The 18081-nt window shown below is 67.9% G+C and carries 16 protein-coding genes; 7 read left to right on the forward strand and 9 right to left on the reverse strand.

Going from position 1 to position 18081, the window contains the following annotated elements:
• Positions 1–57 precede the first annotated feature (57 nt).
• The gene (arr, locus tag IG171_RS15420; RefSeq protein WP_212128236.1) at positions 58–489 is read left to right on the forward strand and encodes an NAD(+)--rifampin ADP-ribosyltransferase; all 432 of its coding nucleotides are present in this window, start codon (positions 58–60) and stop codon (positions 487–489) included.
• A 68-nt stretch (positions 490–557) separates the two neighbouring features.
• Here arr and IG171_RS15425 read toward each other — a convergent pair whose 3' ends face one another.
• The 6 genes from IG171_RS15425 to IG171_RS15450 all read right to left on the reverse strand — a co-directional run bounded on the left by IG171_RS15425 (position 558) and on the right by IG171_RS15450 (position 6232).
• Positions 558–932: a GNAT family N-acetyltransferase gene (locus tag IG171_RS15425; RefSeq protein ID WP_212128237.1), complete on the reverse strand. Its 375-nt coding sequence runs from the start codon at positions 930–932 to the stop codon at positions 558–560.
• A gap of 43 nt (positions 933–975) precedes the next feature.
• The gene (locus tag IG171_RS15430; RefSeq protein WP_212128238.1) at positions 976–2037 is read right to left on the reverse strand and encodes a pirin family protein; all 1062 of its coding nucleotides are present in this window, start codon (positions 2035–2037) and stop codon (positions 976–978) included.
• A gap of 1 nt (position 2038) precedes the next feature.
• Entirely contained in the window at positions 2039–2479 is a 441-nt protein-coding gene (locus IG171_RS15435; protein ID WP_212128239.1) for a MarR family transcriptional regulator, read from the reverse strand.
• Complete coding sequence (locus IG171_RS15440; RefSeq protein WP_212128240.1) at positions 2476–3117, reverse strand: isochorismatase family protein; 642 nt, start codon at positions 3115–3117, stop codon at positions 2476–2478. Before IG171_RS15440 ends, IG171_RS15435 begins: the two co-directional genes overlap by 4 nt.
• Before the next feature lie 122 nt (positions 3118–3239).
• Positions 3240–3725: a MarR family winged helix-turn-helix transcriptional regulator gene (locus tag IG171_RS15445; protein WP_212128241.1), complete on the reverse strand. Its 486-nt coding sequence runs from the start codon at positions 3723–3725 to the stop codon at positions 3240–3242.
• A 233-nt stretch (positions 3726–3958) separates the two neighbouring features.
• Entirely contained in the window at positions 3959–6232 is a 2274-nt protein-coding gene (locus IG171_RS15450) for an MMPL family transporter (RefSeq protein WP_212128242.1), read from the reverse strand.
• A 115-nt stretch (positions 6233–6347) separates the two neighbouring features.
• Here IG171_RS15450 and IG171_RS15455 point away from each other — a divergent pair, with 115 nt between their 5' ends.
• The gene (locus tag IG171_RS15455; protein ID WP_212128243.1) at positions 6348–7268 is read left to right on the forward strand and encodes a carbon-nitrogen hydrolase family protein; all 921 of its coding nucleotides are present in this window, start codon (positions 6348–6350) and stop codon (positions 7266–7268) included.
• A 74-nt stretch (positions 7269–7342) separates the two neighbouring features.
• Here IG171_RS15455 and IG171_RS15460 read toward each other — a convergent pair whose 3' ends face one another.
• Positions 7343–8575 carry a PucR family transcriptional regulator gene (locus IG171_RS15460; protein WP_212128244.1) on the reverse strand — a complete coding sequence of 411 codons (1233 nt, stop codon included), beginning with the start codon at positions 8573–8575 and terminating at the stop codon, positions 7343–7345.
• A 213-nt stretch (positions 8576–8788) separates the two neighbouring features.
• Between IG171_RS15460 and IG171_RS15465 the strand changes: the two genes are divergently transcribed.
• On the forward strand, positions 8789–10876 hold the full coding sequence (locus IG171_RS15465; RefSeq protein ID WP_212128245.1) for a hydantoinase/oxoprolinase family protein: 2088 nt from the start codon (positions 8789–8791) through the stop codon (positions 10874–10876).
• 10 nt (positions 10877–10886) lie between these two features.
• Positions 10887–12863 (forward strand): hydantoinase B/oxoprolinase family protein, encoded by a 1977-nt coding sequence (locus IG171_RS15470; protein ID WP_212128246.1) that lies wholly within the window; start codon positions 10887–10889, stop codon positions 12861–12863.
• Positions 12864–12915: 52 nt separating this feature from the next.
• Here the strand turns inward: IG171_RS15470 and IG171_RS15475 are convergent, their stop codons facing one another.
• Positions 12916–13383 carry an Lrp/AsnC family transcriptional regulator gene (locus tag IG171_RS15475; protein WP_212128247.1) on the reverse strand — a complete coding sequence of 156 codons (468 nt, stop codon included), beginning with the start codon at positions 13381–13383 and terminating at the stop codon, positions 12916–12918.
• A 119-nt stretch (positions 13384–13502) separates the two neighbouring features.
• Here IG171_RS15475 and IG171_RS15480 point away from each other — a divergent pair, with 119 nt between their 5' ends.
• Both IG171_RS15480 and IG171_RS15485 read left to right on the forward strand, forming a co-directional pair.
• Positions 13503–14672, forward strand: coding sequence for an amidohydrolase (locus IG171_RS15480; protein ID WP_212128248.1), 1170 nt, complete (start codon positions 13503–13505; stop codon positions 14670–14672).
• Positions 14669–15781 (forward strand): pyridoxal-phosphate dependent enzyme, encoded by a 1113-nt coding sequence (locus IG171_RS15485; RefSeq protein ID WP_212128249.1) that lies wholly within the window; start codon positions 14669–14671, stop codon positions 15779–15781. The genes IG171_RS15480 and IG171_RS15485 overlap by 4 nt, the downstream gene beginning before the upstream one ends.
• A gap of 40 nt (positions 15782–15821) precedes the next feature.
• Here IG171_RS15485 and IG171_RS15490 read toward each other — a convergent pair whose 3' ends face one another.
• A complete protein-coding gene (locus IG171_RS15490) occupies positions 15822–16721 on the reverse strand; it encodes a helix-turn-helix transcriptional regulator (RefSeq protein WP_212128250.1) in 900 nt (299 codons plus the stop codon).
• A gap of 132 nt (positions 16722–16853) precedes the next feature.
• Between IG171_RS15490 and IG171_RS15495 the strand changes: the two genes are divergently transcribed.
• Positions 16854–17879 carry a zinc-dependent alcohol dehydrogenase family protein gene (locus IG171_RS15495; RefSeq protein ID WP_212128251.1) on the forward strand — a complete coding sequence of 342 codons (1026 nt, stop codon included), beginning with the start codon at positions 16854–16856 and terminating at the stop codon, positions 17877–17879.
• Positions 17880–18081: the final 202 nt, after the last annotated feature.

Below are 18081 nucleotides of genomic sequence, written 5' to 3' on the forward strand. Positions count from 1 at the left end.
CCAGTCTAGCGTCAGCGGCTGACCGCCGTGCGCAGACTGCATCGCTATATTCGAGTCATGTCTGAGCCACTCGACCAGGGCCCGTTCTTCCACGGAACGAAAGCCGCGCTGCAGCCCGGCGACCTCCTCACCGCCGGATACGCCTCGAACTACCGCCCCGAGGTGGTCATGAACCACATCTACTTCACGTCCCTGCTCGACGGTGCCGGCCTGGCCGCCGAGGTGGCCGTGCTGAGGTCCGAGACGGACGACCCCAGCGCACAGCCGCACGTCTACGAGGTCGAGCCCACCGCCGAATTCGAGGACGACCCGAACGTCACCGACAAGAAGTTCCCGGGCAATCCGACCCGCTCCTACCGCAGCACCGCGCCGCTGCGCGTCATCGGCGAGATCACCGACTGGAAGCGTCTGAGCCCCGCGGACCTGCAGCTGTGGCGGCAGCGACTGTCTGCGATCGCCGCCGACGACAGCAAGCAGATCATCAACTGACGGCCCGGCGCGCAGCTGAGCTCAGTCCTGCTCGGCCCCGAAGACGCGACGTGCCATGCTCGGTGCGATCACGCCTGCTTCTTGACGATGTCGAAGTCCGCGCCGGTGGCATTGCGGAAGCGTCCGCCCTCGGCCTGATAGTCATCCCCGGTCTGCTGGAGCTTCTTGACGAACAGCGGGCAGATCGGCACGACGGTGATGCCGCGCTCCCGGGAGTCGGCGAGCGCCTCGGCGACGAGGACCTTCGACAGGCCACGACCGCCGAACTGCTCATCGACGACGGTGTGGTGGAAGATCCGCTCGGTCTCGGCCTCGGGGCCGGGGAGGAAGTAGGCGTGGCCGGCGATGGCGCCGCCCTCGACCGCGATGGCATAGGACCGGCTGTCCCCGTCGAGGGCGACGGTGACCTCGGCGCCCGTCGAGTCCGTGAGTGTCTGGCTCATTGCTCTCTCCTTCAATGCTGGTGAGTCTGGGTGGTCGGTCTCGTCACTGTGTCTCGTCGGGCCCGCCCTGGACCTGGGGCGGCGGGTTCCGCCGCGCTCTGATCGTCACGTCGGGCAGCCTCGGCGCGGGGAGACGGCCGAGGCCGTCGGCGTTGCGGCCGGGGCCTCCGCGTCCGATGTAGCCGTCGACGGCGCCGAAGCGTTCGCCTTCGGCCTGCCACTGCTCACGGAAGGCCACGATCTCCTCATGCGTGCGGCCGACGAAGTTCCACCACATGACGATCTCCTCGGCGAAGGGCTCACCGCCGAGCAGAATCAGTCGGGCCGTCTCGTTCCCGCGGTTGGAGATGCGCAGCTCGCTCGACCCCACTCCGGTGTAGCCGAGCGCGCCCGTCGGCAGGGCGACGTTCTCGAGTTCGATCTCACCGGAGTCGACGAGGAGGCCGTGTTCGAAGGACGCGGTGACCGGAAGGTCCACGGTCGCTCCGGCATCGAGGCGGATCTCCGCCCCGAGCAGCGGCGTGTGGGTCGTCACCGGTGACGAGGTGCCCCAGAGGTCGCCGAGGAAGACGAGCATCTGCCCGCCGTCGAAGGACGTGAGTTCGGGTGCGTAGTGTTCGAACTCGCGCTCCTCCTGATGGCGGGTGGCCTCGGGCAGGGCCAGCCAGAGCTGGACTCCGTGGAGGGTCGTCGTGTCCTCGGTCGAGACCTCCGAGTGGCAGATGCCCCGGCCGGCGGTCATGAGGTTGACCTCGCCGGGCAGGACCAGTCCAGCGTTGCCGCCCGAGTCGATGTGCTCGATGGCGCCGGAGAAGAGCCAACTGACCGTCTGCAGTCCGGTGTGCGGATGCGGGGCGACGTCCATGCCGCCGGCGGTCGACACGTCCTCGGGGCCGTAGTGGTCGACGAAGCACCAGGGGCCGATGAGGGAGCGCTGACGCTGCGGCAGGGTGCGGCGCACCTTCATCGCCCGGGGCCCGCCGAGGGGGACGTCGCGGGAGGCGATGATCTCCACCGGGGCGCGTCCCTGCTGGTCGCAGGCCGGTCCGGGCAGTCCGCCGGGTCGGCACACCACCTGGGGCGGATCGGTTTCGACGTTGCTCATCTCAGTCTCCTGTCTTCGCTGGGCGGATCCGGCCGACGGCCTCGCTGAGGCAGGCGAGGTCGGCCGAGTCGAGTGCCGCGAAGGCGTCGTCGACCACCTCGGCGTTCGTCTTCGCTGCGGTCGCCCGCAGGCTGCGGCCGCGTTCGGTCAGCCCGACGCAGATCCCCCGCTGGTCTTCGTCGTCGGGGCGCTGTTCGACGAGGCCGCGCTGCTCCAGCCTCCGCAGCAGGCGTGAGAGCGCGCTGCGGCTGAGCACGATCTCGTCGACGAGGTCGCGGTGGCGGATCGTCGAGTGCGGCGGGATGTTGATGAGGACGTCGAACTCGGTGGCTGTGAGTCCGTGCTCGGCCCGCAGCCGGACTCCGATCGCATCGACGAGGTCAGCGTGGATGAGCAGCATGCTCCTCCACACGGTGACCGCTTCGGATTCGAGCTGTCTCATCCCTCGCTCGCGTCGAGTTCGGCCTTGCGCGGGAAGTACCACCCCATGATCGAGCGCAGACGGTCGGCCTCGGGGCGGGCCCAATTGCGCATGAGCTCTCCGGCGAACGAGATCGCGGTCACCGGTGATGCACCCGCGGCGACGATCCGCTGCAGTGCGGACTCGTGGGCGACCCGGCTGATGCCGCCGACGGCGTCGACGACGGGGTAGACCTCGTAGCCTTCGGCCAGCATGTCGAGCGTCGGGAAGGTCAGGCAGACCTCGGTCCAGAGCCCGGCGATGACGACCTTCTTGCGACCTGTGGCTTCGATGGCGCTGCGGAAGTCCTCGTCCTCCCAGGCGTTGACGCCTGTCCGATCGATCTCCCCGACGCCAGGCAGTTCATCGACGATCGCCGGCTCGGTTCCCTGGTTCACTCCGAGATCGACGCCGACGGTCGAGAGCACGACGGGCACGTCGTAGGCGGCCGCGGCCTTGGCCACGGCGACGACGTTGAGATCGATCCGCTCCTTCGTCGCCGAGGTCACGGTCTGATACTGCTCCGGCTGGAAATCGATGAGGGCGACGACGCAGTTGTCCGGGGTCAGCAGCCGATCGGCTCGCGGATCTCGGATCGGCTCGGGCTGGGTCTTCGGCATGCCGACGGCTCCTTTGCAATCTCGGCCGGGAGAGTCATCCGGCCTCGCGCTCGCATGCTTTTTGTTGCAAGCACAACAATCCCACAAGTCCGCATCGGTGTCCAGGGGTGCAGCCGAGCCCGCTATCCCTGGGTCGGCGGGATCGGCCGGATCGCGCTCACGAGCTCGAAGACCTCCTCGGCGTCGGCGTCGGTCATCCCGGAGAAGCCGGCGAGGATGATCTCGACGTTCGTCCTCGCCGCCGCCTCGCGCAGCTCCTCCCCCGCCGCGGTGAGGCCGACAAGGACGCCGCGCTGGTCTTCCGGATCCGGGGCTTGGGTGACGAGACCACGGTCCTCGAGCTTGCCCAGCAGACGACTGAGCCCGCTGCGGCTGAGGACCATGCTGCGCAGCAGATCCCGGTGCCGGACCACTTCTCCGGGCAGACAGCTGATGAGCGTGTCGAATTCGTTGAGCGTCAGGCCGTGCCGCTCACGGAAGCCGAGCTCGAACTGGCGCATGAAGTCCTGATGCTTCTCCATCATCAGCCGCCAGGCCGCGACCTTGATCGGCCCGTGCTCTCTGATCTGACTGCTGACCGGAGCCGTCTCACCTGTCCGCTCGTCCATGCGCGCTCAGTATGTCCTCTCTCACTCTTTGTTGCGACGTCAACAAGACTGTAGTTCAATAGTAGATCAGGCTCCGCATGGCGGGGCCTGGTCGACTACCCCTCGACAGCAGTACCCGGCACATCCCCGTTGCACCCCCGGCACAGTCGAATGACATGAGTCTCCCCACGGCTCACATCTCACGCCGGGGGTCCGTACTGCCCCACGGCCTCGATTCGCTGCGCGGGAAGCGCTCAATCCCGTGGGATCCTCCTCCGCCACGGCCACCACACGCTGCGCCCCAGATCATGGACCAAGGCCGGAACCACGAGCGAACGCACGAGGATCGCGTCGAGCAGCACGCCGAAGGTGACGATGAAGGCGAGCTGGAAGAGGAACATGATCGGGATCACCGCCAGGGCCGCGAAGGTCGCGGCGAGCACGATTCCCGCCGAGGTGATCACCCCACCCGTGGCCACCAGCCCCGCGAGCACTCCCCGCCGGGTGCCCAGGCGCAGCGACTCCTCCCGCACCCGCGACATGAGGAAGATGTTGTAGTCGATGCCCAGTGCCACGAGGAAGACGAAGGCGTAGAGCGGCACCGAGGGGTCGGCCCCGTCGAAGCCGATGAGGTGGTTGAACACGAGCGCCGAGACCCCCAGCGCGGTGCCGAAGGACAGCACGGTCAGCGCCACGAGCAGCAGCGGGGCCAGCAGCGACCGCAGCAGCAGGATGAGGATGGCCGTGATGACGAGGAGGATGAGCGGGATCGCCAGGCTCCGGTCCGCCTCGGCGGTGGTGTTCGTGTCGAGGTCGACCGCGGTCTCGCCGCCGACGAGGGCCTCGGCGTCGAGCGGATGGACGGCATCGCGGATGTCGGTGACGGTCTCCTCGGCGGCCAGGGAATCGGCGGCATCGGACAGGGTGACCTCGAGCAGCACCTGACCCTCGACCGTCGTGGGTTCGGGCGAGGCCGCGGAGTCCCCGGTCGGCGGCCCCTGGGACGGTGCGGCTTCGATCTCGCCGTCGGCGGTCACGGTCGCCGTTCCGCTCGGCGAGTCCTCCGTCGTCACCGACATCGATTCGACCCCGTCGAGTTCCCCGATCGCCTGGGCCGCGCTGTCGAGCTCATCGGCGGAGACGACGACCTGCGTGGGCGAGCCCGAGCCGCCGGGGAAGTGCGCGGACAGGACGTCCTGGCCGTCGCGGGCCTCGGAGTCGCCGAGGACGAATTCGGACTGGGCGACGCCCGAGGCCTTGAACTGCGGGGCCGCGAGCAGCGGCAGGGCAAGGACGATGACGAGCCCGATCCAGATCGCCCGCGGTCGTTTCGCGACCAGAGAGGCGATCCGACCCCATACGCTCGTGCGGCCGATGCTCGCCGAGGCGGGGCGCGCCTTCGGCTGGAAGGGCCAGAACACGGCCCGACCGATGGTCATGAGCGCGGCGGGCAGGAACGTCAGTGCGGCCAGGATCGCCATGGCGATGCCGATCGCCGCGACCGGTCCGAGGGCGCGGGTGGAGGCGAGGTCGGTGAGCAGGAGGACCAAGAGGCTGGCGATGACGGTGCCGCCGGAGGCGAGGATCGGCTCGAGCACGCCTCTGAGTGCCTTCAGCCCCGCACGGACGCGATCGCGTTCGGTCAGCAGGGCATCGCGGAAGCGGGCGACGACGAGGAGCGAATAGTCGGTCGTCGCACCGACGACGAGGATGAACAGGATGCCCTGGACCTGCCCGTTGACGAGCAGGACCTCGGCATCGGCCAGATGCCAGACGACGAAGATCGATGCCGCCAGTGCCGCCACCGAGGTGAAGAGGACGATGACCGGCAGCAGCGGGGACCGGTAGACGATGACGAGGATGACGAAGACCGCGATGAGGGCGACGAGCAGCAGGATCCCGTCGATGCCGGCGAAGGCCTCGCTGCGGTCGGCGGCGAATCCGGCCGGGCCGGTGACGTGGACGGATACGGTGCTCCCGTCGTCGGTTCCGCTGCCGTGCGTGCTGTCGGGGAAGGCGTCGGCGATGGCGGCGCGGATGCTCTCGACGTCATCGGCGGTGTTCTCCGATGACACGGGCAGGACGAGCTCCAGGGCCTCACCGTCGTCGGAGGGAATGGCCGGCGAGGCGTCTGCGGCGAGGACGCCGTCATCGTCGAGGGAGTCCGCGAGATCGTTCAGTGCTGTGGAGTCGTCGTCGCTGACGCCATCGGAGTCGGCGAGGACGACGATCGCGGGCACGGCGTCGTCGTCGCTGAACTGGTCGATGACCTCCTGGGCCCGGGTGGACTCCGAGGATTCCGGCAGGAAGGTCGAACGGTCGTTCGTGGCCACATCGGAGATCTTGCCGAAGTAGGGGCCGCCGACTCCGGCGATGCCGACCCAGGCGACGAGGAGGATGGCGAAGAGGGCGAGGAGCGACTTCCGCCCGCGGACGGGGCTGCCGACGCCGCTGGCAGAGCGATCCTCCGCTCGATCGTCTTCGGGGCGAGGAGGCTGCGGGGTGTTGGTCAGCAGGTAGCGCGGCATAGGTCCACCCTACGCGGAGGTACGGACCGTGGGCATGACGTGCATTGACTGCCGCGGCGGGTCGGGCGAGAGTGAGAGCGCAGGAGTGTTCCGGACAGCGAGGAAGGTCAGTCACATGCCCACAGCAGCAGTCATCCAAGCAGGATCGATCCCGTTCGATGCCACGGCCTCCGTGGACAAGGCGATCGCGCTGATGACCGAGGCCCGCGACAACGGTGCCGAGATCGCCGTCTTCCCCGAAGCCTTCATCGGCGGCTATCCGAAGGGCAGCACGTTCGGCGCCCCGGTGGGACTGCGCACGGACGATGGACGCAGGCAGTATCAGCGCTACAGCTCCGGCGCGGTCGCGCTCGACGGGCCGGAAGTCGAGCGATTGGCCGAGGCCGCCCGAGAGCTCGAAATCTTCGTCGTCATCGGCATCATCGAACGGCTCGGCAACACCCTCTGCTGCACCGCACTCATGCTCGATCCCGAGGCCGGGATCGCCGGGGCTCACCGGAAGCTCATGCCCACCGGTTCGGAGCGGCTCATCTGGGGATTCGGGGACGGGTCGACGCTCGACACCATGGACACGCCCCTCGGCCGCGTCGGTTCGGTCATCTGCTGGGAGAACTACATGCCGCTGCTGCGACAGGCGATGTACGCCAAGGGAGTCGAGCTCTACTGCGCCCCCACGGTCGACGACCGGCCGACCTGGACCGCGACGATGACGCACATCGCGCTCGAAGGGCGCACCCACGTGCTCTCGGCCTGCCAGTACATCACCAAGGACGCCTACCCGGACGACCATCCGTTCGAAGTCGATCTGCCCTACGGCAGCACGGCCATCCGCGGCGGCAGCGTGATCGTCGCCCCGACCGGAGAAGTCCTCGCCGGCCCGGTCTACGACGAGGAGACGATCCTCTACGCCGATATCGATCCGGACGCGAAGACGCGCTCCCACCTCGACTTCGACGTCGTCGGTCACTACTCCCGCCCCGATGTCTTCGAACTCACGGTCCACTCCGAACCCCGCAGCTCGGTGAGCTTCGACTGAGTGGCAGGCACGGGTCCCTCAGCCCCGCCCGCGGAGCGGAACGTCCGGTGTCGCCGTCCAGACGCTCACGGCGTTCAAGCGCCGTTGCCCATCCGGCGGCACTCGAGGGCGACCACGACATCGGCCACGGCACGGGGGTCGGCCAAGCGTGCACCGAGCGCGTTCTCGATCTGACCGAGCCGGTAGCGCACGGTGTTCTCATGCACGTTCAGGGCACGGGCCGCCTCGGCGATGTTCCCGGCGCAGTCGAGGTAGGTCGTCAGCGTCAGCCACGAATCCGATCCCTGCGAAAGGCGTTCGAGGAACCGTCGCGCGATCCGCTGGTCGAAGCGCGAACTCATCCTGGCCGCGGCCCACTCGACCGGACGCATCTGCTCGACATCGACGATGGCGCCGGGATCCGCCGCGGCGAGCGCGACGTCGGCTGATCTCAACATCTCAGGGACCTGACTGAGCACGGTGAATGATTCCGAGATCCCGGCTCCGATCGTGCCGTCGGTGAGGAACTCCTCAATCGGGAAGTCCTCCGCACACAGCGCCGTCATCTCATCCAGCGAGGAGTGCACTCCCGAATCGCTGAGGACGATGCCCTTCATCGCCGTCAGCGGCTGCTCGCCGGCCGCGAAGCTCGTGGGCCGGCTCGAGGCAGTGCCGGAGCCCGTCACGGCCGCGGACGGTCTCCCCGCTGAGGCCGCGGCCGAACGTGCTCGCACCACCCGGACCGGGGCATAGGCTTCGAAGCCGAAGTTCTCCAGCGTCCGCCATTTGGCCGGTTCGCGCGCCGGCGCGACTCCTGCCTCGAGTTCACGCATCAGCCGTGCCGATTCCTCCCTGCGCGTGCTCATCGAGAACGATTCGAAGCCCTCGAACGCCCGGAGGATCTTCACCGCGGTGTCGAGCACGAGCGACACGTCCTCACCGGACGAAGGCGCCTCGAGTCCGGCATGGCCATCGGCACCGGTGTCCTCGTGCACGGCGATGACGATCGTATGGACGCGCTGCCGGATGCGCACGACTCGCGCCGAGAGACTCCACCTGCCGATCTGCCCCCGCCGCACCTCGGACTCCCGATCGGAACGACGCTGGGATTCGTCTGGAGAGGGGCCGGCGAAGACATGCGCGAGAACCCATTCGGAGACGAGATGCCCCGGCGCAGCCCCCACCGCACGAAGCGTCTCCCCCAACTCATTGACGACCAGCGCCGAACCGCGACAGATCCGTCCCGCCTGCGCGACCACGGACCCGAGCGGGTCGTCGGCTCCGAGGGACGCCAGCAGAACCTCGAAGACCTGCTCCCGGCTGTTCATCCACGACCTCCTCGTCTCGGAGGCGCCGCCAGAACGTTCACAGGAAGCTCCCCGGTTCGCGGAGGCATGACGAGCGACAGCGCCCACCAGCAGTTTCTCCCAGTCTTTGGGGATTCCACAAGAGACCGGTCGGTGATCCTTCGAATCCTCCATTGACCGCGCTCGGCGGACGGGCCACGATGAGGGCCAGTTCACAGAATCGAAGGAGATACCGTGGCCAATCTGCGCGTCGCCGTCGACGTCGGCGGCACATTCACCGACATCTGCATATTCGACGAATCCACCCAGTCCATGCGTGTGACGAAGGTTCCGTCCACCCCTGACAATCCGATGACCGCCGTCATCAACGGTGTCAGACGAGCGAACATCGATCTCACCGATGTCGAGCTCTTCTCGCACGGAACCACTGTCGCCACGAACGCACTCATCACTCGTAAATTCCCCAAAGCCGCGCTGGTGACCACCAAGGGGTTCCGCGACGTCATCGAGATCCGCGATGGCACGAAGGACGATCTCTGGGACGCCTACTCGGACGTCTCCGGCCCTTACATCCGCCGTCGCGACCGCTTCGAGGTCCCCGAACGCATCGACTTCGCCGGCAATGTCGTCACCGCCCTCGATGAGGATGCCGCCCGCGACCTCGGCCGGCTGCTGCGCAGACGCGGAGTCAACACCGTCGCCGTGTGCTTCATCAACTCCTACGCGAACCCGGAACACGAGATCCGCATGCGGGAGATCCTCGCCGAGGAGCTGCCGGGTGCGAACATCTCGACCTCGGCGGAGGTCCTGCCGGAGATCTTCGAACTGGGCCGCTTCAACACCACCGTCGCCAACGCCGTCCTCGGCCCGCTGGTCTCCGGCTACGTCGAGAGACTCGACCGGAACCTGCGCGACGACGGCTATGCGGGAGAGCTCCTCCTGCTGCATTCGGGCGGCGGATCGATGACCTCCGAAGTGGTCAAACGCTTCCCCGTCCGCCTCGCGGCCTCAGGCATCGCGGCGGGAGCGATCGCGGCCCAGCACGTGGCCGAGCAGTGCGGATTCTCCAACGCCGTGGGACTCGATATGGGCGGCACCTCGACCGATATCTCGCTCATCGCCGACGGCGAGCTGCGCGAGACCAACGAATGGCAGGTCGAATACGGCCACCCCATCGTCTTCCCCAGCATCGAGGTGCTCACCATCGGTGCCGGCGGCGGATCACTGGCGCACATCGACATCGCGGGATCCCTGCGCAACGGTCCCCAATCGGCCGGTGCCGACCCGGGCCCGGCCTGCTACCGACGCGGCGGCACGGAACCGACGAACACCGATGCCAACCTCTGGCTCGGACGGCTCGGCACCGATCTCGCCGACGGCGAGATGACCCTCGACCGGGCGAGTTCGCAAGCGGCGATCGAGTCCACGATCGCGACTCCGCTGGGACTCGGCACCGATGCGGCGGCCGACTCCATCATCAAGGTCGCCAACGCCAACATGGCCGACGCCGTTCGCCTCGTCTCGATCCGCCGGGGCCTCGACCCTCGCGACTTCGCCCTCATCGCCTTCGGCGGTGCGGGAGCGCTGCACGGTGCGGACGTGGCGAAGGAACTCGACATCCCCACCGTCATCGTGCCCCCGAGCCCCGGAGTCACCTCGGCGCTGGGGTGCCTCCTCGTCGACATCCAGCACGACCTGTCCCAGATGTACACGGGGGCGGCGGACGCCGCCGACGCCGATGTCGTCGAAGAGCACTTCCGCGAGCTCGAGCTCGAAGGCCGCACCCGGCTCCGCCACGAGAAGGTCGCCGAGGAGGACGCGGTGTTCCAGCGCGGCATCGCAATGCGCTACCAGGGGCAGTGGCGCTCACTGCAGGTGAAGATGGGAAGCGGACCGAACGCTCTGGAAGACGCCGTGCAGCTCTTCCACGAGGAGCACGAGAAGCATTACGCATTCCGGCAGGATGAGACGCCGGTCGAGATCTACCAGCTCCATCTCAAGGCACTGGGCAAGACCCCGAAGCCCAGCTTCAAACCCTCGCCGGTCAGCACCGACGATCCCGGCGAGCCGATCGAGATCCGCGATGTCCACTTCGACGGAACTTGGCATCGGACGCCCGTCTACCAGCGGGAGAACCTGCCCTCGGGAGCGGCGTTCATCGGACCGGCGATCCTCAATCAGATCGATTCGACCACCGTGATCCCACCCGAAGCATCCGCCGTCATCGACGAATGGTTCAACATCAGGATCAGCCTGCCGACGGCCACCGGCGGCGCAACCGCCGAAACCACCACCCGCGGCTCGACGCAGAGCGCACTGTGAGGAGAGACCCATGACCACGACAGCACCCACCGACAACACCTCGACGCTCGACCCGGTGACTTTCGAAGTGCTCAAGAACGCCTTCGCCACCAGCGTCGACCTCATGAGCGAGCAGATCCTGCGCACCTGCTACTCGTTCGTCATCTACTCCCGCGACTTCTCGTCGGCACTGTGCGACAAGTACGGCAACACGGTGATGCAGGGCAGCGCGGACATTGCCGTGCATGTCGGCACCCTGCACTTCCAGTGCAAAGCGGTGATGGAGGAGTTCGGCGACGACATCAGCCCCGGCGATGTCTTCCTCATCAACGACCCCTACCGAGGCGGCACTCACTTCAACGATGTCAGCTTCGTCCGGCCGATCTTCTCCGAGGGCGAGATCATCGGCTTCGCACAGAACAAGGGCCACTGGGCCGACATCGGCGGTTCCGTCCCGGGATCGTTCGACGTCTCCGCTTCCGAACACTTCGGCGAGGGCCTGCGCATCACCCCGCTGCGGGTCTGGCACAAGGGACGCTTCCTCCACGATGTCGCGCAGCTGCTGGTGTCGAACACCCGCGCTCCCGATCAGGCGCTCGGTGATCTCAACGCCCAGGCCGAGGCGACGGCCGTGTGCGAACGCGAAGTCCTGCGCCTGGTCGACAGGTATTCGAAGGACACCGTTGTCGAGGCGATGCAGGAGACTCAGGACTATGTGTGCCGCACGGTGCTCGCCAGCCTCGGCGACCTGCCCCGCGGGGAATGGGAGACCGTCGACTACCTCGACGGCGACCCGGCCAAGGGCGAGGGATTGGCTCCCATCCGCGTCAAGCTCAGTCTCGACGGCTCGGGCATCCACTACGATCTCACGGGATCTGCCGAAGCGGTCTCGACCTTCCTCAACTCCGGCTACGGCACGACGTTCTCGGCCATCTACGCGGGAACGAAGACCTTCTTCCCCGATGTGCCTCTCAACTCCGGGTTCTACGAGGCGGTGACCGCCGAGATCGGCGAGGAGGGCACCGTCGTCAACGCCGGCTGGCCGCACGCGGTGACCGGCTTCTGCTCGGGACCGTACGAGAAGGTGATGAACGCGATCTTCGAGCTGTGGTCCCACATCATGCCCGAACGGGCGATGGCCTGTGCGTTCAACCTCGAATACCTGCTGGTGGGAGGCCACGACTCGCGAGTGAAACCGAGCCCCTACTTCATGTGGTACGACTGGATGGCCGGCGGCTGGGGCGGCCGGTCGACGAAGGACGGATCCTCAGCGACCTCGCCGGTGTTCGGCACCGGACTCGCCGTGCAGCCGGTCGAGGGGCAGGAACGGCTGACCCCGGTGCTGACCACTCAGCACTCGATCAACACGGACTCCGGCGGCCCGGGCCGATTCCGCGGCGGCTGCGGGGTCAACAAGGGCGGAATCCTCACCGATGCCTCGGGCGCGGTGATGAGCTACTGCTGCGATCGAGGCCGGTCGACGACCTGGGGCATCAACGGCGGACTGCCGTCGATCCCGCATGGAGTCTGGCTCAATCCCTCGGCCGCGGACCGCACCTACCTCGGCGCGACCTTCTCGAACGTCTCGATCGCTCCCGGCGACAGCTTCGAACGCCCCAGCGCCGGCGGCGGCGGTTTCGGCGATCCGCTCGATCGGACGACCGCCGAGGTCCTCGAAGACGTCATCGACGGCTACGTTTCCATCGACCGCGCAGCCAAGGACTACGGGGTCGTCATCACCGAGATCGACGCCGAACTCGACGAGTACGAAGTCGATGAGGCGGCGACGACGCGCGAACGGGCTCGGATCCGGTCCGAACGCGCCTCCTGGCTCGACGCCGATCCCGCCGAGGTGGCCCGCCGCTACCGAGAGGATGAGATCACCGTCCACGATGTGATCCGCCGCTACGGTGTCGTCCTCGACTGGGGCACCGGCGAGCTGCTCGAGAAGTCCACGGGGCAGTTCCGTGAGAGCATGCGCGCCCGCTCGGCCGCGCACTGGAGCTGATGGCTGCCGACCGTGAGCGATGACCGGCCCGGGGCGGACGGCCCCGGGCCGGTCATCGCAGGGGCACCGTCAGGCCGACCTTCGCGGCGTCCATGACGACCTGCGTGCTGAATCGGCGAACATTGTCGTTGCCGAAGAAGAGTTTCCTGGTCAGCTCCGTGTACTCGGCCATGTCCTTGACCAGGAGGATGACGACGAAGTCCCATTCGCCGGCCACGTAGTAGCACTGCTGGACCTCCGGACGATCCACGAGCGAGTCGCGGACCTCGTCGAGCCTGTCGACCTGTTCGCTCTCGACGGCCAGCTGGGCGATGACCCTGACCGGGCGGCCGAGGAGCTCCGGGGCGAGAGTCAGGGTGCTGCCGAGGATGATGCCGGCCTCGGTCAGCCGTTTGAGGCGCCGGTTGACCGCCGCCGTCGACAGCCCGACGCGTGCGCCCAAGGCAGATTGCGGCAGCCGCGCGTCGGCCTGCAGAGCCTCGAGCAGTCCGAGGTCGATCTCGTCAAGAGCGGTGTCCATCACTCCAGTGTCAGCGAACCGGACCACACACGCAAATTCTTTGCGTCAGAGGCGGCAGCGACCGACCTCTTTGTCAGTTCGCGTTGAATGTCCTCTCTCAGCTCGACGAGTCTGGGGACATGACAGCAGAACGCATCGCCCAGGCCACCCGGTGGCGCAGGCACCTCCACCAGATCCCCGGCACCGAATTCGACGTCGGCGAGACCGCCGATTTCGTCGCCCGCACCTGCACCGACCTCGGCTGGGAGGTCACGACCGGGATCGGCGGCAGCGGTGTCGTCGCCTCCCTGACCCGCGGCACGAGTCCGCGGTCGATCGCCCTGCGGGCGGACATGGACGGGCTGCCGATCGAAGAGCGCACCGGGGCCGCCCACGCTTCGAAGAACATCGGAGCAATGCACGCCTGCGGGCACGACGGACACATGGCGATGGTCCTCGGAGCCGCCTCGGCGCTGGCCGCCGACATCGCCTTCGACGGCACCGTCCGCCTGGTCTTCCAGCCGGCGGAGGAGCCGGGAACCGGCGCCGAGGCGATGATCGCCGATGGACTGTTCGACCGGTTCGCCATCGATGAGATCTACGGACTGCACAACATTCCCGGCCTGCCCGCCGGTGAGATCCACACGCGCTGCGGACCGATCATGGCCGCGGAGGACAACTTCGAGATCAGCATCACCGGCAGGGGCGGGCACGCTTCGGCCCCGCACTTCGTCATCGACCCCATGGTCATCGGCGCCGAGGTCGTCCTGTCCTTGCAGACCATCGTCGCGCGCAATGTCGACCCCCTCGACTCGGTCGTCGTCTCGTGCACGGAGCTGGTCACCGACGGCGCCCGCAACGCCATCCCCGGCCGAGTGGTCATCCGCGGAGACGCGCGGACCCTCACCGATGCCGACAGCGAACTCGTCGAAGCGCGCATCCGAGAGATCACCGAAGGAGCCGCACTCGCCCATCGAGCCTCCTGCGAGGTCTCGTACACACGCGTGTTCCGGCCCACGATCAATGACGCCGGCTGCCTCGCCCATGCCACGGCCGCGGCCCGGACCGCGCTCGGGCCCGACAAGGTCGACTCCGACTGCCGGGCCATCACCGCCAGCGAGGACTTCGCCGCCTATGCGCGGCAGGTCCCGGCCTGCTTTGCGTTCCTCGGTGCAGGCGACATCGCCGAAGGCGGCACTGCACCGCTGCACAGCCGGGGCTTCGACTTCAACGACGCCGTCCTCGGCGCCGGAATCGACTTCTACACCGCGCTCGTCGCGGCCCGCCTGAGCGAAGGGAATCGATCATGACCGACACCACCGTCACCCGCTGGGTCGCCAACGACCGCAGCACCACCTGGTCGAGCCCCGACTCCGATGATGCCGCCCTGAGCTTCCATCGGGGGCTCGAGGGATACGAGCCCACCGCTCTCATCGCCTTGCCCGAACTGGCCCGCGAGCTCGGCGTCGCGGCCGTCTTTGCCAAGGACGAGTCGACGCGACTGGGTCTGCCGGCGTTCAAGGCCCTCGGCGCCTCTTGGGCGGTCCACCGCGCACTCGAAGCACATCAGGCGGGTACCGACGCCGAGGTGGTCACCGCCACCGACGGCAACCACGGCCGGGCGGTGGCGCGCTTCGCCCGAAAGGCCGGGCACCCGGCCCGCATCTTCGTGCCCGCCGGAGGCATCCACCCCAGCGCCGTCGCCGCGATCCGCGGTGAGGATGCCGAAGTGGTCGAGGTCGACGCCGGCTACGATCAGACCGTCGCTGCCGCCGCCGACTACGCGGCCGGCAGCGCCGGTGTGCTCGTCCAGGACACCGCGTGGGACGGCTACGAAGAGGTTCCGGGCTGGATCGTCGACGGGTATTCGACACTCTTCCGTGAGATCGATTCCCAGCTGCGCGAGGCCGGCCACGCCAGTCCGGACCTCATCTGCGTCCCGACCGGGGTCGGCTCCCTCCTGCAGGCCGCGCTGGCCCACTACCGCCGCGCCGAGGCGAACTCCGGTCAGGGCGGTGAGGGCTCGGGCACGGCGGTCGTCTCCGTCGAACCCGACTCGGCCGCATGCATGGGGCCGAGCCTCGCGGAGGGCCGTCCCGTCTCCGTGGAGACCGGGCAGACGATCATGTCGGGCCTCAACTGCGGAACCCCCTCCTCGCTGGCCTGGCCGTTGATCAGCAACGGACTCGATGCCGCGGTGACGGTGAGCGAAACGGCCGCCATCGAGGCCGCACACCGCCTCGCCGATCTCGGGATCGCGGCCGGCCCCTGCGGAGCCGCCTCGTTGGCGGGCGTCCGGGAGTCCCTGACCGGTGATGACCGGGTCTCGCGTCGCCGGCACCTGGGTGTGGACTCGGACAGCGTCATCGTCCTGACCATCACCGAGGGCGCTGAGGCCAACCCCGTCCCCGAGGCCTGACCCGACACACTCAGCGACCGCTGCAGCCGGTCGTCTCGGTTCAGGCCCTGTCAGCCTCGTGGGGCGAATCGAGCGACTCCTGCGCCCCGAGGTGCTCACTGGCGGCCCAGGAGGCGAGCAGACGCATGGCCTCCTCGGACTTCGAACCCGGTTCGGCCGTGTAGACCGTGAAGGTCAGCCCGTGTTCGGCTTCCATGTCCATGCCCTCGTAGGCCAGAGTCATCTCCCCGACCACCGGATGGCGAAAGGACTTGAACCCGGAACCGTGGTGGCGGACATCGTGTCTGCCCCAACGGCGACGGAACTCGTCGCTGCGGGTCGACAGCTCACCGATGAGGTCGTGGAGTTCCTTGTTGTGCGGGTCCCGGGCGGCCTCGGTGCGCAGGATCGCGACGGTGATGTCGGCGAAGCCGTCCCAGTCGGGGTAGAACGCATGGGCGCGCTCGTCGAGGAACGCGTGACGAGCGATGTTCGGCACTTGGCCGGGCATGTCATAGAGCTCGGCGTAGAAGGCTCGGGCCAGCGGATTGACCGCAAGCAGGTCCATGCGACCGTTGCGCACGAACGCAGGCCCGGCGGTGAAGCCGTCGAGCGCCCACTGCAGGCCCTGGCTCGGCGACCATGATTTCGCCGCACGCCGTTTGGGTGGCCGTCCCACGGGGCTGGCGGCCTGGGCGAGGTCGAACAGATGGGCGCGCTCGGCGTCGTCGAGTCGCAGAGCCTTGGCCAGGGCGTCGAGGACCTCCGGTGAGGCGCCGCTGATCTGGCCGCGTTCGAGCTTCGTGTAGTACTCGACGCTGACCCCGGCCAGCACGGCGACCTCGGTGCGTCTCAGACCCTTGACCCGCCGGTTGGAACCCGCGGGCAGACCGACCTGCTCAGGGGTGATCCTGTCGCGCCGCGAGGTCAGGAACTCGCGGACCTCCGCTCGATTGTCCATGACTCACACGGTAACCGGTCACGTCCGGTGCAGGGAGTCCCTCGCAGTACCACCATCGACAGGGGCTCCCCCTGCTCTGCGGTGAGTGGTCGAATCGATAAGACAGCGAACCAGTCGAGCGAAGGAGACATCATGCGTGCCGTGATCATGGACGCCCCGGGCCAGATCGACGTGACCGAACGAGAGGACCCGCGGATCTTCGAACCCACCGACGCGGTGGTGCGGCTGACGGCGACCTGCATCTGCGGGTCCGATCTGTGGCCCTATCGCGGAGTCGAACCCGTCGACCACCTGCTGATGGGCCACGAGTACGTCGGCCTCGTCGAAGAGGTCGGTTCGGCCGTGACCACGGTCGAGCCCGGAGACTTCGTCGTCGGGTCCTTCGTCATCTCCGACGGCACCTGCGAACTCTGCCGAGCCGGTTACCCCTCCAAGTGCGTCAACGCCGAGTTCGTCCACGGCGGCATCGGCACCCAGGCCGAGAAGGCTCGCATCCCCTATGCCGACGGCACCCTCGTGGCCACACCCGGTCGGCCTGACGACGACCTGATCCCGTCACTGCTGGCGGCCTCCGATGTGCTGGGCACCGGCTGGTTCGCCGCCGACGCCGCTGAAGTCGGTCCCGGCAAGACCGTCGCCGTCGTCGGTGACGGAGCCGTCGGGCTCATGGGTGTGCTCGCGGCCAAGCAGCTCGGCGCGGAGCGGATCATCGCCATGTCCCGCCATGCCGACCGTCAGGTCCTGGCCCGCGAGTTCGGCGCCACCGATGTCATCACCGAACGCGGCGAGGAGGGCGCCGCTCGGGTCAGAGAGCTCACCGACGGCCTCGGCGCGCACAGCGTGATCGAGGCCGTGGGCACCGAGGAGTCGCTCATGCAGGCCATCGGCTCGACTCGCGGCGGCGGCCACATCGGCTTCGTCGGCGTCGCCCATGACGATGTGAAGCTGCCCATGGACCAGGTGTTCTTCTCCGAGGTCCACCTCCACGGCGGGCCCGCGCCGGTCCGCCGCTACCTGCCCGAGCTCATCGAACTCATCTGGGCTCGCCGGATCGATCCGGGCAAGGTCTTCGACCTCACCCTCCCCTTGGAGGAGGCCGCCGAAGGCTATGCCGCGATGGCCGAACGCCGCGCCACGAAGGTCATGCTCACCCTCTGACCCGAACCCGCCGACGAAAGGACACTGGTGCGACGTGAGGTCGCACACCATGAGCGCAGCGCTCCCTGGGACGGGAGCGCTGCCAGTACTGTGAAGTACGTACTGACCACCGGTCGACATGCGTTGGGAGCAATCCCGGGGTGTGAAGCTCGACGACAACAACCCCAAGGCCTCCGGCTCGCCAGGAGGTACAGGGATGGTG

This window comes from Brevibacterium sp. SMBL_HHYL_HB1, assembly GCF_018208375.1.
Taxonomy (GTDB): Bacteria; Actinomycetota; Actinomycetes; order Actinomycetales; family Brevibacteriaceae; genus Brevibacterium; species Brevibacterium intestinavium.

What these genes read in the sequence shown, in the direction of transcription:
- arr (WP_212128236.1), top strand. Translation starts at nt 58, where the DNA reads ATGTCTGAGCCACTCGACCAGGGCCCGTTCTTCCACGGAACGAAAGCC.
- IG171_RS15425 (WP_212128237.1), bottom strand. Translation starts at nt 932, where the DNA reads ATGAGCCAGACACTCACGGACTCGACGGGCGCCGAGGTCACCGTCGCC.
- IG171_RS15430 (WP_212128238.1), bottom strand. Translation starts at nt 2,037, where the DNA reads ATGAGCAACGTCGAAACCGATCCGCCCCAGGTGGTGTGCCGACCCGGC.
- IG171_RS15435 (WP_212128239.1), bottom strand. Translation starts at nt 2,479, where the DNA reads ATGAGACAGCTCGAATCCGAAGCGGTCACCGTGTGGAGGAGCATGCTG.
- IG171_RS15440 (WP_212128240.1), bottom strand. Translation starts at nt 3,117, where the DNA reads ATGCCGAAGACCCAGCCCGAGCCGATCCGAGATCCGCGAGCCGATCGG.
- IG171_RS15445 (WP_212128241.1), bottom strand. Translation starts at nt 3,725, where the DNA reads ATGGACGAGCGGACAGGTGAGACGGCTCCGGTCAGCAGTCAGATCAGA.
- IG171_RS15450 (WP_212128242.1), bottom strand. Translation starts at nt 6,232, where the DNA reads ATGCCGCGCTACCTGCTGACCAACACCCCGCAGCCTCCTCGCCCCGAA.
- IG171_RS15455 (WP_212128243.1), top strand. Translation starts at nt 6,348, where the DNA reads ATGCCCACAGCAGCAGTCATCCAAGCAGGATCGATCCCGTTCGATGCC.
- IG171_RS15460 (WP_212128244.1), bottom strand. Translation starts at nt 8,575, where the DNA reads ATGAACAGCCGGGAGCAGGTCTTCGAGGTTCTGCTGGCGTCCCTCGGA.
- IG171_RS15470 (WP_212128246.1), top strand. Translation starts at nt 10,887, where the DNA reads ATGACCACGACAGCACCCACCGACAACACCTCGACGCTCGACCCGGTG.
- IG171_RS15475 (WP_212128247.1), bottom strand. Translation starts at nt 13,383, where the DNA reads ATGGACACCGCTCTTGACGAGATCGACCTCGGACTGCTCGAGGCTCTG.
- IG171_RS15480 (WP_212128248.1), top strand. Translation starts at nt 13,503, where the DNA reads ATGACAGCAGAACGCATCGCCCAGGCCACCCGGTGGCGCAGGCACCTC.
- IG171_RS15485 (WP_212128249.1), top strand. Translation starts at nt 14,669, where the DNA reads ATGACCGACACCACCGTCACCCGCTGGGTCGCCAACGACCGCAGCACC.
- IG171_RS15490 (WP_212128250.1), bottom strand. Translation starts at nt 16,721, where the DNA reads ATGGACAATCGAGCGGAGGTCCGCGAGTTCCTGACCTCGCGGCGCGAC.
- IG171_RS15495 (WP_212128251.1), top strand. Translation starts at nt 16,854, where the DNA reads ATGCGTGCCGTGATCATGGACGCCCCGGGCCAGATCGACGTGACCGAA.